This is a genomic window from Halomonas sp. B23F22_20, from assembly GCF_043496985.1.
Taxonomy (GTDB): domain Bacteria; phylum Pseudomonadota; class Gammaproteobacteria; order Pseudomonadales; family Halomonadaceae; genus Halomonas.
Genome location: NZ_JBIEKH010000015.1, coordinates 36686 through 49317, shown reverse-complemented (window position 1 = coordinate 49317; position 12632 = coordinate 36686). Strand labels below are relative to the sequence as shown.

Genomic DNA, 12632 nt, shown 5'->3' with positions numbered 1-12632 from the left:
AATCCTTGCTCACCGTGCTCACCCGCACGGCTTCTCGGTTTTTATCGCGCCACGAGGCCATCCGGCCCATCGCGGCATTGGCTCCCAGGCCGGTCTCCGGGCTGACGAGCGAGGCGCTGCTGCGCCTCTCCACCGCCGCCTTCCCGTGCATGGCACAGTGGCATTGTGGCGGTGTGTGACTCGATCACCGTTGCGGGGGCAGCGTCGGACTGGATCACCGACTTCCCGTTTCAACCCGGCCCGTCGTGGGGGCCTGGCGCCGGATCGGAGGGCGCCTGGGTCACCTGAGAGTGCGCGTAAGCTAGCAATCGCCTACCGGGGCGTCAACGCGGCGCGGGCCCTCACAGCCTACGCGCCAACCCGTGGCGCACATACCAGACCGATTCGGCGCGGGCGGCGGCGTCCTGGGCCAGCCAGCCGGCCAGGTCGCGCAGGCGCCGGTCCGCCGCGTCCATGGGCACGATGCCGCGCCCCATCTCGGGCAGGATCAGCACGGTCTCTCCCCTCGCCTCGCGCTCGGCGTCCCTCAGCCTGTCGAGCGCCGCGACCAGCCGCGCGCGCAGCCGGTCGTCGTCGGACTCGTCCGCCAGGACCGCTTCCAGCCAGTCCGTCCAGCCGGTCAGCACCCGCACCGCGCCCGAGCGCAGGTCTTTCTCACAGCCTTCGAGCCCGGCCTCGTCGACCCGAGACCAGGCGGCATCGGGGAAGCGCGCGGCTACGAGGTCGCGCTTGCCGGCGCAGGCACCGCCGATGAAGAGCTGCATGACCAGACGTCCTCCTCGCGTATGAAGGTGAAACACCGCCCCTGGGCCTGGCCGACCACGCCGTCCCAGAAGTTCGCGTTCTCCAGGCGACGGCGCAGCTCGCGGATGGCGCCGCCGTGGCTGACCGCCAGCACCCGGCGATGGCCGGCCTCGCGTGCCTCGGCCTGCACGTCCACGAGCCAGGCCGAGAGCCGCGCCCAGAGGTCGTCGGCGGACTCGCCGCCGGGCGTGGCCAGCCGCCCCTGGCTATCGACCCAGGCGCGATAGCCGGGATCGTCCTTGAGCTCGTCCCAGGTTTGGCCCTCGTAGTCGCCGAAGGCCAGCTCGCGCAGCCGGGCATCGAAGCGCGGCGCCCCTTGTTCTCCCTCGCGCTCCCTACCCTCCAGCACATGGGCCAGGGTCTGGCGGCAGCGCGTCAGGTCGCTGCAGTGCACGGCGTCAAAGGCGACGTCGGCCAGCGCCTCGCGCAGCCGGTCGAGGTCCGGCTCGGCCTCCGGCAGCAGCAGCGGGATGTCGCGATGGCCCTGGTAGCGGCGCTCGCGGTTCCAGCACGTCAGGCCATGACGAACGACCACCAGCTCCAGGCGATCAGCAGCAGCCATAGTTCTCCTCCCTCGATGGCGGCGCCGACGATGTCGCCGTTGATGCCGCCGAAGGCCCGGCGCACCGCCCGGCCGTAGATGATGACGAAGCCCGTAAGACCGGCAAGCAGCCAGGCTAGCAACCAGGTCGGCCCGGGCACGAAAAACAGACACGCCAGCGCCGGCAGTGAGGCCAGCACCAGGTCGCGCCGGCCGAGGCTCTGCTGCCAGGCGTGGGCCAGGCCCTCGGCGCGGGCGGCGGGCTGGCTCACCAGCAGGCCGACCGCGGCCAGCCGGCCCAGTGCCACCACCGGCACCAGCCACCAGGGGCTCGCCCCGGCGGCCAGCAGCGCCCACAGCAGCGCCGCCTTCCAGGCCAGTTGGAAGACCAGCGCCAGCACGGCGAAGCTGCCGACCTGCGGGTCCTTCATGATCGCCCAGCGCTTCTCCAGTGGCGCATTGCTGCCGAGCGCGTCGGCCAGGTCCATCAGGCCGTCGAGATGCAGCCCGCCGGTCAGCGCTACCCACAGGCTGAGCAGCGCAAGCGTCAGCAGCGGCAGAGGGACCATCTCCTCGAGCAGCGTGCCGGCGACGGCCAGGATCGTCCCGACCAGCGCGCCGACCAACGGATAGGCCCGTGCCGCCCAGCGCCGGGTGGCCGGCGTCCAGGGGCAGGACAGCGGCACCGGCAGCCGGGTCAGGAACTGGAGGGCCAGCAGCGCGCCGAAGCCCGCATCCTTCATGGGGTATCTCCTTTCCACTCGATGGCGCGGCCGGTCACCACCTCGATCACCCGATCCGCGGCCGCGGCCAGGTCGCGATGCAGGGCCTGCAGGAAGGCCAGGTAGCGCCACACCAGGGCGTCGCGGGGCGCCACGTCCTCGTTGAGGTCGTTGGAAACCACCACCAGGGCGAGGTCGCGCCGGCGCGCCTCGGCGAGTCCGGCCGAGAGCATCGCCCGGCCCTCGGCCTCCGGGAGGCCGGCCTCGAACATCACCCGGCTGGCCCACAGGGTCAGGCAGTCGAGCAGCACCGTGCTGCCCCTGGGCATGGCGGCGAGCGTCTCAGCGAAGGCCAGGGGCGGCTCGTGAGTCAGCCAACCCTCGCCGCGCTCGCGGCGGTGGCGTTCGATGCGGGCGGTCATCTCGGCGTCGCCGGCCCGGGCGGTGGCGAGATAGTGGCGCTCGCCGCCGCGGGCGGCCTGCCATTCGCCGACCAGCGCCTCGGCCACCCCGCTCTTGCCGGAGCGCGCCCCGCCGGAGACGAAGGCGATCATGACCGCCTCCAGGCCGCCAGGGCCTCGAGCAGCCGGGCGTTGTCCTCGCTTGAACGCAGCGCCAGGCGCAGCCAGGCGCCGTCGAGGCCGGGGAAGCCGTGGGTATGGCGGGCCAGCAGGCCGCGCTCGAGCAGGAAGGCGAACAGCGCCCCGGCCTCGCTGGCATCGTCACCGCCGCGCAGCAGCAGGAAGTTGGCATGGGTCTCGGGCACCGTATAGCCCAGCGCCCGCACGCGTTCGGGCAGATCGCGCTCGGCGGCAAGCCAGGCCCGGGTGCGGGCCAGATAGTCACGGTCGGCGAGCAGCGGCGCCGCCAGCGCCAGGGCCAGGGCGTTGATGCTCCATGGCATCTGCAGCGCGGCGAGCTTCGCGACGGCCTCGGGGGCGCCGAGCAGGTAGCCGAGCCTGAGCCCCGGCACGTCGAACAGCTTGGTCAGCGAGCGCAGCAGCAGCAGGTTCCTCGAGCGCTCGAGCAGAGGGGTCAGCCGCTCCTCACGCTCGGTGAAGTCGATGAAGGCCTCGTCCACCACCAGGGTGGTGCCGGTGTCGTCGGCCCTCGCCAGCAGCCGCGCGACGTCGGCGCGGGGAATCAGTGTGCCGCTGGGATTGTTGGGCCGGCACAGGAAGGCGATGTCGACGCCGGCCAGGGCGGCCTCGGCGGCATCGATATCCAGCCGGAACGTCGGGGCTTCCAGCGCCAGCCGATCGACGTCGATGCCGTGCCGGCGAGAGGCCAGGGCGTACTCCGAGAAGCTGGGCTCAATCACCAGCGCCCGGCCGCCGGCATGCCACGCCGCGGCGAGGTGGATCGCCTCGATGCCGCCGTTGGTGACCAGCACCCGCGCCGGGGCCACGCCGTCGTGGGCGGCGATGGCGCGGCGCGCCCGGTCGTCGTCCGGGTCCGGATAGCGGGAGAGCGACTCGTCGGCGCCGGCCAGCCAGTCGCCCAGCCAGGTCGGGGGCCCAAGCGGGTTGAGGTTGGCGCTGAAGTCGATCACCGGATGATCGGCGGGCAGGCCGTGACGCGCCAGCAGCGGCGCGATGCGCCCGCCGTGGGCCGGCCAGTCCGGCGTGTTCTTCGCGTCCGTTCTCGCCGGTGGTGTCATGCCAGCCACTCCTTCAACAGCACCAGGGGCGCCAGCAGCGCCAGCACACCTAGCCAGCCGCCGTGCATATGACGGATGGCGCGCTCGATATGGGAGACGGTCAGCGGCTCCAGGGCGCGGCCGAAGACGGCGCGATGCGAGGGGCGCCCATCGTAGTGGTTGAGCCCGCCGAGCCGCACACCCAGCAGGTGCGCCACCATCGCCTCCGGCCAGCCGGCGTTGGGGCTGGGATGACGCGGCGCCTCGCGGCGAGTCGCGGCCATGGCGCCCTTGGTGCGGCCGCCGACGACAAGGCGCGCTGCGAGCCACATGGCCAGCGCCGTGAGCCGCGCCGGCACCCAGTTGACGGCGTCGTCCAGGCGCGCCGAGGCGCGGCCGAAATCCTCGAAGCGCGGGCTGCGATAGCCGACCATCGAATCCAGCGTATTGACCGCCTTGTAGGCCAGCGCCAGGGGCGCGCCGCCGAGCAGCGCCCAGAAGAGCGGCGCGGTGATGCCGTCCACGGTGTTCTCGGCCACGGTCTCCACCGCGCCCCGGGCGAGCCCGGCCTCGTCCAGCGCCTCGGTGTCGCGGCCGACGATCCTCCCCAGCGCGCGGCGAGCCGCCGGCAGGTCGCCGCACTTGAGCGGCGCGGCCACCGCTCGGGCCGCCTCGGCAAGCCCGCGGGTGGCCAAGGCCGTGGCCAGCAGGATGAGCTCGGCGGCCAGCGACAAGCCGGTAGATATCCAGGCCAGCGCCGTCAGCAGGCCCCAGGCCAACGCCCAGGTACCGACGGGTACGACCAGCGCCAGCCAGAGGCCCCGCCGCCGCCGGGCCTCGGCGGAGCCGTGATTCCAGGCGCGCTCGAGCCGAGCGATCACCCGGCCGATGCCGACGACAGGATGGGGCAGCCAGGGGGGATCCCCCAACGCGAGGTCGATGATCAGCGCCACGCCGATCAGCGCCAGCAGTTCCCAGGACAGCGGATCCAGCGTCATGACGCGCCCTCCCCGGCCGCCAGGGATTCGCGCACGGCGCGATAGACCGCGGCGCCGATCGCGCGGCCGAGGCGCGTGCCCGAGCCGGCATAGGGCGTCGGCGCGCCGCGCTGGGTGGCGACGATGGCCAGGCAGTCGGTGGAGGTGCCGGTGGCCGGGGTGCCGTGCTCGGGATCGCGCACCCCGTCGGCCGCCAGGGCCTGCACCTTGGCCTCGGTGGCGGAGAGCGCGGCGTTGACCAGGGCGCCGTCGGTGAGGTGGCCGTCGACGAACACCAGCACATTGATGGTGCCCGCGACCAGGCGCGGATCGCCGCTCGCCGGCGCGGTGATGTCCACGGCGTTGCCCACCCCGGCGGTGACCGCCGCCAGCACCCGAGGCTTGCCATCCGCCTCGTCGACATCGACCGGCACCAGCGCCAGATGCGCCAGCGGCACCGCGGTCATCATCGCCAGGGCCTCGTCTCTTTTCTCGGCCCGGCCCTCGCCTCTTTTCTCGGCCCGGCCCTCGCCTCTTTCCTCGGCCCGGCCCTCGCCTCTCTCCTCGGCCCAGCCCGCGCCTCTGCCCTCAAGCAGGCCGCGCGCGGCAAGCCAGCGGCGCAGGTCTTCCGACGGGGCCCGGCCATCGTAGTCCCTGTCGACGTAAAAATTGCAGAAGTCGCGGGCCCAGCCGAGCCCTTCCCCGACCAGGGCGTTGCTGAGGGTGCGCAGCGGCGTGGGATACCGAAAGTGCAGGCAGCCGGCCTCGGCGACGAGGCTCAGGCCGTCGCCGAAGGCCAGCGTCCGAGAGGCCGGCCCGTGGTGCCGGCAAGGGTCATGGCGAAGGGCGTGACGCAAGGGGGCATCCATCGGCATCAAGCCCCCTCGCGATCGTCGACCCCGGCGCCGTCGAAGGTGGCCATCTCGGCCAGCATCGCCGTGGCCGCCTCGAGCAGCGGGAACGCCAGGGTCGCGCCGCTGCCCTCGCCCAGGCAAAGCTCCATGGCCAGCAGAGGTTCGGCGTCCAGCGCCGCCAGGGCGTGGGCGTGACCGGGCTCGTGGGAGCGATGACCGAAGATCAGGTAGGGGCGCAGCGCCGGGTCGAGCCGGCAGGCGGTCAGCGCGGCCACCGTGGCGATGAAACCGTCGACGAGACAGGGAAGACGCCTGGCCGACGCTTCCAGGTAGGCCCCGGCCATGGCGGCGATCTCCAGCCCGCCTAGCCTGGCCAGCACGTCCAGCGGATCGTCGGGATCAGGCGCGCGCTCGGCCAGGGCCGCCTCGATCACCGCGCGCTTGTGGGCCAGCGCCTCGCCGGCCACGCCGGTGCCAGGGCCGACCAGCTCGGCGACGGGTTCGCCGGTCAGCGCTGCCAGCATGGCGCTGCTGGCGGTGGTGTTGGCGATGCCCATTTCGCCGGCGATCAGGCAGCGGCAGCCCGCCTCTGCGGCGCGCTCGGCGGCGCGCCGGCCGGCGGCGATGGCGGCCAGGGCCTGGTCGCGGGTCATGGCGTTCTCGCGGGCCAGGTTGGCGGTGCCGGAGCGGACGCGATCGTGGACCACGCCATCATCGGGCAGCTCCCCCGCCACGCCCACGTCGACCACCTCGAGCCTCGCGCCGATGCGCCGCGCGAAGGCATTGATAGCCGCCCCGCCGGCGACGAAATTGGCCACCATCTGACCGGTAACGGCCTGGGGGAAGGCCGAGACGCCCTCCGCCGCTACGCCGTGGTCGGCGGCGAACACCACCACCCCGGGCGGGCCGACCCGCGGGAAATCCTCGCCGGTGATCGCCGCCAGGCTCACCGCCAGGGACTCCAGACGGCCGAGGCTGCCGGGGGGCTTGGTCAGGGTGTCGAGATAGCGGGCCACGCGCCCGGCACAGGGGGTGTCGGGCGCGGGAATGGGCGGCATGGCATCGGTCACGGGGCGTCTCCGGGCGTCCTTGGCGAGGCGCCCATCCTACCAGAGGCCCCGGCAAGGCGGAGGCCCATCGGCCGCCGCCCGCTCGGGCGGGCTCCCCATGCCCCTGGCGCGAGATCCCCCTAGAGGTGTCCGGGATTGCGCAGCTTGCGCTCTTCGGCGGGCGGCGGTGTCCATTCGTAGAGCCAGGTCTCGGTCAAGGGTTGATCGCCGCGCTTCAGGTAGAGCCGCAGGGTGATGGGCTCGGTGCCATCGTCGGGGGGCACCACGTCGAACCTGGCGCGGTAGCCATCGATGGCGTCTAGCGGGCGGGCCGAGGCGATCTCGACGCGCCCGTCGGAGGCGTCGATGACGGGTTCGACCTCGGCATCCTCGCCCAGCGGCAGCGGCCCGCCCGCGAAGTCGACCACGAAGCGCCGACTGTAATAGTCGCGACGCTGGCCGACCACGCCGCCGAGCCCGGTGCGGGTCGCCACGCAGCGCGCCAGCGACGGCCGCGCGGGCGAGGTGTCGCACCAGCTGAGCCGATAGCCGAACAGCAGCTCCTCGCCGGGCTCGGCGGGCCTGGCCGGGTTCCAGAAGGCGACAATGTTGTCGAAGGTCTCGTCGAGGGTGGGCAGCTCGACCAGCTGTATCGACCCCTCGCCCCAGTCGCCCTTCGGCTCGACCCAGACGCCGGGCCGCCGGTCGTAAAAGACGCCGTCGTCCTGGTAATGGTCGAAGTCGCGATCCCGCTGCAGCAGCCCGAAGCCGCGTGGCGAGCGGTCGCCGAAGGCGTTGAAGCGCAGCCGATCAGGATTGGCGAGCGGTCGCCATAGCCATTCGCCGTTGCCCGAATGGATCGACAGGCCATCGGAGTCGTGGATCTCCGGCCGCCAGTCCCAGTCGGCGCCGCGATCGTTCTCGCCGACCATGTACATGCTGGTCAGCGGCGCCACCCCGAGCCGCTCGATGGTGCGCCGCGGATAGAGGGCGGCATCGATGTCCATGACCACGCCCTCGTCCTCGGTGATCACGAAGCGGTAGGCGCCGGTGACGCTGGCCGATTCGAGCAGCGCATGGACGATGACCCGCGCCTCGCCGCCCTCGGGGCGCTCCAGCCAGAAGCGGGTGAAGTCGGGGAACTCCTCCTCGCCGGTCGCGGTGGCCATGTCGATGGCCAGGCCGCGGGCCGACATGCCGTACTGCAGGGAGTCGCTCACCGCCCGGAAGTAGCTGGCCCCCAGAAAGGCGGCGACGTCGCGCTGCCAGTCGTCACGATGGTGGAGCCGGAACCCGGCGTAGCCCAGCCCCTCGGGCAGGCGCTCCGATTCGATGCCCGACTCGCCGAAATCGAAGCGCTCGGCGGCGTAGGCGAGCTCATGGGCCCGGCCCTCGACGACCTCGTAGATGCGCACCGGCGTCCGGTAATGGAGCCCCAAATGGAACAGCTGGGCGCGGAAATCCGTTCCCGGGTCCCCGGCCCACAGCGCCCGCTCGGGCCGATAGCGGATCGCCTGGTAGGCGTCCCAGTCGAGCCCCCGGATCGGCGCGGGCAGCTCGATAGCATGTTCACGCGGCGGTCGGGCGGATAGCTCCCGAGCCAGCCCCTTGAGCCAGGCATAGTCGAAGGGCTCGCCGTCACCGCTCGGCCGAGCCTCCCGCGTCGCCGCCAGCACGGTGCCCATCGGCAGCAGGCCGCTGCCGCCGAGTGCCCCGGTGAGTTTGAGGAAATCGCGTCGCTTCATAACGGGTTCCTTGTCAGTGGCATCCATCACGGCCCCGGGCTCGCCCTGGGCGCCCTCGCGTCCGTGTGGAACCCCGCACCCCCTTCCGAGTTCCCCGACCCACGCTTTGCCGCCAGGACGCGGGACACATATACTGTACATAATTACAGAAAAGGAGCCCGACATGGCGATGCCTCCCCACCGCCAAGGCTCCCTGGAAGCTGCGCGGCAGCAACCCGTCATCGCGCTATACCACTCGCTGGGGAGAGTAGCTCGAGGTCGAGGCATGAGCCCGCGGCTGGATGCCGAACCGAGCTGACGCGGCCGGTCGACGGGGCGTGTAGATAGCCACGCGGTCCGGCACGTACAATGCGCCCTCCACTTTGGTCGAAGCCCCTTGTCGTGCCGGCCCAAGTCTCTCATTCATGTTCCTCCCGCGAGATACTCCGACGTGCTCTCTACCGCCAACATCACCATGCAGTTTGGCCCCAAGCCGCTGTTCGAAAACGTTTCCGTCAAATTCGGCCAGGGCCACCGCTACGGCCTGATCGGGGCCAACGGCTGTGGCAAGTCGACCCTGATGAAGATCCTTGGGGGCGACCTCGAGCCGACCAGCGGCCAGGTGATGAAGGACGCCACCACTCGCCTGGGCAAGTTGCGCCAGGACCAGTTCGCCTTCGAGGACGAACGTGTCATCGACACCGTCATCATGGGCAACGAAGAACTCTGGCGCGTCGCCGCGGAGCGTGAGCGCATCTACTCGCAGGCCGAGATGAGTGAAGAAGATGGCATGGCGGTCGCCGATCTCGAGGTCCGTTTCGCCGAACTCGATGGCTATACCGCCGAGGCCCGTGCCGGCGAACTGCTGCTGGGCCTGGGCATTCCCCTCGAGCAGCACGACCAGCCGATGAGCGTTGTCGCGCCAGGCTGGAAGCTCCGCGTGCTGCTGGCCCAGGCGCTGTTCAGCGACCCCGACGTGCTGCTGCTCGATGAGCCGACCAACCACCTCGATATCAACACGATTCGCTGGCTGGAGGACATCCTCAAGGCACGCTCGTCGACCATGATCATCATCTCCCACGACCGCCACTTCCTGAACAGTGTCTGCACGCACATGGCGGATCTGGACTACGGCGAGCTGCAGCTGTTTCCGGGCAACTACGACGAGTACATGACCGCCGCCACCCAGGCACGCGAGCGCCTGCATGCCGAAAATGCCAAGAAGAAGGCGGAAATCGCCGAACTGCAGCAATTCGTCAGCCGCTTCTCGGCCAATGCCTCAAAGGCCAAGCAGGCCACGTCGCGGCAGCGCAAGATCGACAAGATCCAACTCGAGGAGATCAAGCCCTCCTCGCGCGTCAGCCCCTTCATTCGCTTCGAGCAGAACAAGAAAATCCATCGCCAGGCGCTCTCGGTGGAAGATCTCTCCAAGGCCTGGGGCGATAACGTACTGTTCGAGCGACTCGGCCTGCGCGTCGAGGCCGGCGAACGGATCGCCATCATCGGCCCCAACGGCATCGGCAAGACCACCCTGCTCAACTGCCTGGTGGGCAGCATGACGCCGGATGCCGGCGAAGCCAGATGGACCGATGCGGCCGAAGTCGGTTACTTCGCGCAGGACCACGCGGCGGACTTCGAGGGCGGCGAGACGCTCTTCGAATGGATGCAGCAGTGGACGACCGGCGGTGAGCAGACCGTGCGCGGTGCACTAGGCCGGATGCTGTTCTCCAATGACGACATCGGCAAATCCGTGAAGGTCATCTCGGGTGGCGAACAGGGGCGCATGCTGTTCGGCAAGCTCATCCTGCAACAGCCCAATGTGCTGATCATGGATGAGCCCACGAACCACCTGGACATGGAGTCCATCGAAGCGCTCAATCTGGCACTAGAACACTATGCCGGCACGTTGATCTTTGTCAGTCACGACCGGGAATTCGTCGGCTCGCTGGCCACGCGCATCATCGAGATGAAAGACGACGGCATCGTCGATTTCAGTGGCAGTTATGACGATTACCTGCGCAGTCAGGGTGTTCCCGGATAAGTCTCCCCTTGCGCCGTCGTGATGGGTGGCGCCCGCCGCCCATCCGTCAGCCCCCGCCTCATCGGCACAGCCCTTCCACGACTCGACCCCTAGCGTCCCCTGCGCGACGGCAAAGGCGTCGCTCAGCAACGTCGAAGCGCTCGATCGCGTAGACGAGCTCCCCGGCCAACGCTTTGTCGTGATGACGGGAGACCCCTACACTGTACATATATACAGAAAAGGAGCCCGACATGGCGACGCCTCCCCGGGACGCCCTGGTCCGCAAGGGCCGAGGCGCCACCTTCGATCCCGAAAATCGCTTCGCGCCGACGCGGGTAGAGGCCGTGGACGACGGCTGGTGGCAGGACGCCGTGCCCGAGCGGCTGGCCAACGAGGTTGCCGAGGAGCGGTCGCGCAGCGCGCTGGCCTGGAACCGTTCGCCGGACCTGCCCTTCGACCGCTCGCTGAACCCCTATCGGGGCTGCGAGCACGGCTGCATCTACTGCTATGCCCGCCCCAGCCACGCCTACTGGGACCTCTCCCCCGGGCTCGACTTCGAGACGCGGCTGATCGCCCGCCACGGCCTGGTCGAGCGACTCGAGGAAGAGCTGGCCCATCCCGGCTATGTGTGTCGTCCGATCAACCTGGCCGGCAACACCGATGCCTACCAGCCCCTCGAGGTCGAGCGCCGCACCACGCGGCGCCTGCTGGAATGCCTGCTCGCCTGCCGCCACCCGGTCACCCTGGTGACCAAGGGGGCGCTGATCCTTCGCGATCTGGACCTGCTGGGCGAGCTGGCCCGCCGCCGCCTGGTCCGGGTGCTGATCAGCCTGACCAGCCTGGACACCGACCTGAAGCGCAGCCTGGAGCCACGCGCCGCCTCACCGGCGACGCGGCTCAGGATGATCGGCCGGCTGGCCGAGGCCGGCGTGCCGGTAGGCACCCTGATCTCGCCGGTGATCCCGGGGCTCACCGACCACGAGCTGGAGCGGCTGATGGGCGCCGCCCGAGAGGCCGGAGCCGGCGACGCCCGCTGGATGCTGCTGCGCCTGCCCCGGGAGGTGGCGCCGCTGTTCGAGGACTGGCTGGCCCAGCACTATCCCGAGCGCGCGGCCAAGGTGATGAGCCTGATCCGCCAGTGCCGCGGCGGGCGCGACTACGACTCGCGCTTCGGACATCGCATGCGCGGCCAGGGGGTATTCGCCGACCTGCTCGACCAGCGCTTCCGCAAGGCTTGCCGGCGGCTCGACTTTCCCGGTCTGCCGTCCCTGGACTGCGAGTCCTTCCGTCCGCCGCGGCGCCAGGGCGAACTGTTCGAGTGAGCTCGAAGCACCCGTTCTATCCGCCGATCCGGCTTGCCAGCTCCTCGAGATAGCTCTCCAGCACTAGGTTGGGCGGCGCCCCCTTACGGGTGATGGCGCTGTAGTGGGTTAGGTAGTGCCAGGTCTTGGGGTTCAGGGCACGCATTCGCCCCTCTCGCACCCAGCGTTCGGCGTAGTGGGTCGGTAGGTAGCCGATATAGCGACCGGACAGGATCAGGAAAGCGATACCTTCGCGGTCGGTCGCCGATGCGGCGGCCCGGAGCGGCTCATGCAGCGCCTTGATCTCCGGCGCCTGGGCGTAGGCGGGCACCACGGCATCGCATTCGGCCAGCCGTTCCCGCGTCACGTGGCCGGCCTCGAACAGCGAATGGTCCGCTGCGCAATACAGCTGGGAGCGCTCTTCGTAGAGCGACAGATACTCGAGGCCGGGTAGGGTCTTGAGCGCCGGAATCACGCCGGTATGCAGGCGGCCGTCCAGCACCGCCAGCTCGATATCGCTGGGCGGAATCATGCGGATGTTGATGCGCACCTCGGGCCCGCGCTCCTTGAGCGCACTGAGCGCGTCGGTGATGTGCATCTCCGGCATGGTCACGAGGTTGTCGGTGATGCCGATGTTGAGTTCGCCCTTGAGCCAGGCATGCAAGCCATTGACCCGGGTGCGAAACCCCTCCACCGCCGCCTGCAGCTGCAGGGTGGCCTCATAGACCTCGGCGCCTTCGTCGGTCAGGGCGAAGCCGCTACGGCCGCGCTGGCAAAGCCGCAGGCCGAGCCGCGCTTCCAGATCGTTCATGGCCATGCTGATCGCCGCGCGGCTGATGTTCAGCTCCACTTCGGCGGCGGAAAAACCACCGCATTCCACGACCTTGCGGTAAATACGCAGCAGGCGAAGATCGGCATCGCTGGGCTGGCCCGACAGGGCCTGTTTGCGGGTCGGCATGGCACGGCTCTCTGGTCGAGGACGTTCGTTGCGAAGGGTATCG

12 protein-coding genes and 1 riboswitch are annotated in these 12632 nt (G+C 70.3%); of the genes, 2 read left to right on the top strand and 10 right to left on the bottom strand.

What is annotated here, in order from left to right; translation table 11 throughout:
• Positions 1–84 precede the first annotated feature (84 nt).
• Positions 85–257, bottom strand: a riboswitch (cobalamin riboswitch).
• An 84-nt stretch (positions 258–341) separates the two neighbouring features.
• The 9 genes from ACGTN6_RS13585 to ACGTN6_RS13545 all read right to left on the bottom strand — a co-directional run bounded on the left by ACGTN6_RS13585 (position 342) and on the right by ACGTN6_RS13545 (position 8331).
• Positions 342–764 (bottom strand): bifunctional adenosylcobinamide kinase/adenosylcobinamide-phosphate guanylyltransferase, encoded by a 423-nt coding sequence (locus ACGTN6_RS13585; protein ID WP_394592365.1) that lies wholly within the window; start codon positions 762–764, stop codon positions 342–344.
• Complete coding sequence (locus ACGTN6_RS13580) at positions 716–1366, bottom strand: histidine phosphatase family protein (RefSeq protein WP_394592364.1); 651 nt, start codon at positions 1364–1366, stop codon at positions 716–718. The genes ACGTN6_RS13585 and ACGTN6_RS13580 overlap by 49 nt, the downstream gene beginning before the upstream one ends.
• Entirely contained in the window at positions 1318–2088 is a 771-nt protein-coding gene (gene cobS, locus ACGTN6_RS13575) for an adenosylcobinamide-GDP ribazoletransferase (protein WP_394592362.1), read from the bottom strand. Before cobS ends, ACGTN6_RS13580 begins: the two co-directional genes overlap by 49 nt.
• Complete coding sequence (locus tag ACGTN6_RS13570; protein ID WP_394592360.1) at positions 2085–2621, bottom strand: bifunctional adenosylcobinamide kinase/adenosylcobinamide-phosphate guanylyltransferase; 537 nt, start codon at positions 2619–2621, stop codon at positions 2085–2087. The genes cobS and ACGTN6_RS13570 overlap by 4 nt, the downstream gene beginning before the upstream one ends.
• Complete coding sequence (cobD, locus tag ACGTN6_RS13565) at positions 2618–3727, bottom strand: threonine-phosphate decarboxylase CobD (protein ID WP_394592358.1); 1110 nt, start codon at positions 3725–3727, stop codon at positions 2618–2620. Before cobD ends, ACGTN6_RS13570 begins: the two co-directional genes overlap by 4 nt.
• Positions 3724–4704, bottom strand: a complete 981-nt coding sequence (cbiB, locus tag ACGTN6_RS13560; protein ID WP_394592356.1) for an adenosylcobinamide-phosphate synthase CbiB — start codon at positions 4702–4704, stop codon at positions 3724–3726. Before cbiB ends, cobD begins: the two co-directional genes overlap by 4 nt.
• A complete protein-coding gene (locus ACGTN6_RS13555; protein ID WP_394592354.1) occupies positions 4701–5540 on the bottom strand; it encodes an adenosylcobinamide amidohydrolase in 840 nt (279 codons plus the stop codon). The genes cbiB and ACGTN6_RS13555 overlap by 4 nt, the downstream gene beginning before the upstream one ends.
• 17 nt (positions 5541–5557) lie before the next feature.
• Positions 5558–6595, bottom strand: a complete 1038-nt coding sequence (gene cobT / locus ACGTN6_RS13550; protein ID WP_394592505.1) for a nicotinate-nucleotide--dimethylbenzimidazole phosphoribosyltransferase — start codon at positions 6593–6595, stop codon at positions 5558–5560.
• 131 nt (positions 6596–6726) lie between these two features.
• The gene (locus ACGTN6_RS13545; RefSeq protein ID WP_394592352.1) at positions 6727–8331 is read right to left on the bottom strand and encodes an OpgD/OpgG family glucan biosynthesis protein; all 1605 of its coding nucleotides are present in this window, start codon (positions 8329–8331) and stop codon (positions 6727–6729) included.
• Between the two features lie 430 nt (positions 8332–8761).
• On the opposite strand from ACGTN6_RS13545, the gene ACGTN6_RS13540 reads away from it, so the two are divergent.
• Complete coding sequence (locus ACGTN6_RS13540) at positions 8762–10351, top strand: ABC-F family ATPase (RefSeq protein ID WP_394592350.1); 1590 nt, start codon at positions 8762–8764, stop codon at positions 10349–10351.
• A 230-nt stretch (positions 10352–10581) separates the two neighbouring features.
• Positions 10582–11652, top strand: coding sequence for a PA0069 family radical SAM protein (locus tag ACGTN6_RS13535; RefSeq protein ID WP_394592348.1), 1071 nt, complete (start codon positions 10582–10584; stop codon positions 11650–11652).
• Between the two features lie 16 nt (positions 11653–11668).
• Here the strand turns inward: ACGTN6_RS13535 and ACGTN6_RS13530 are convergent, their stop codons facing one another.
• Positions 11669–12589: a LysR family transcriptional regulator gene (locus ACGTN6_RS13530; protein WP_394592346.1), complete on the bottom strand. Its 921-nt coding sequence runs from the start codon at positions 12587–12589 to the stop codon at positions 11669–11671.
• Between the last annotated feature and the right edge of the window lie 43 nt (positions 12590–12632).

What these genes read in the sequence shown, in the direction of transcription:
- ACGTN6_RS13570 (WP_394592360.1), bottom strand. Translation starts at nt 2,621, where the DNA reads ATGATCGCCTTCGTCTCCGGCGGGGCGCGCTCCGGCAAGAGCGGGGTG.
- ACGTN6_RS13545 (WP_394592352.1), bottom strand. Translation starts at nt 8,331, where the DNA reads ATGAAGCGACGCGATTTCCTCAAACTCACCGGGGCACTCGGCGGCAGC.
- ACGTN6_RS13580 (WP_394592364.1), bottom strand. Translation starts at nt 1,366, where the DNA reads ATGGCTGCTGCTGATCGCCTGGAGCTGGTGGTCGTTCGTCATGGCCTG.
- cbiB (WP_394592356.1), bottom strand. Translation starts at nt 4,704, where the DNA reads ATGACGCTGGATCCGCTGTCCTGGGAACTGCTGGCGCTGATCGGCGTG.
- ACGTN6_RS13530 (WP_394592346.1), bottom strand. Translation starts at nt 12,589, where the DNA reads ATGCCGACCCGCAAACAGGCCCTGTCGGGCCAGCCCAGCGATGCCGAT.
- cobT (WP_394592505.1), bottom strand. Translation starts at nt 6,595, where the DNA reads ATGCCGCCCATTCCCGCGCCCGACACCCCCTGTGCCGGGCGCGTGGCC.
- ACGTN6_RS13585 (WP_394592365.1), bottom strand. Translation starts at nt 764, where the DNA reads ATGCAGCTCTTCATCGGCGGTGCCTGCGCCGGCAAGCGCGACCTCGTA.
- cobD (WP_394592358.1), bottom strand. Translation starts at nt 3,727, where the DNA reads ATGACACCACCGGCGAGAACGGACGCGAAGAACACGCCGGACTGGCCG.
- cobS (WP_394592362.1), bottom strand. Translation starts at nt 2,088, where the DNA reads ATGAAGGATGCGGGCTTCGGCGCGCTGCTGGCCCTCCAGTTCCTGACC.
- ACGTN6_RS13535 (WP_394592348.1), top strand. Translation starts at nt 10,582, where the DNA reads ATGGCGACGCCTCCCCGGGACGCCCTGGTCCGCAAGGGCCGAGGCGCC.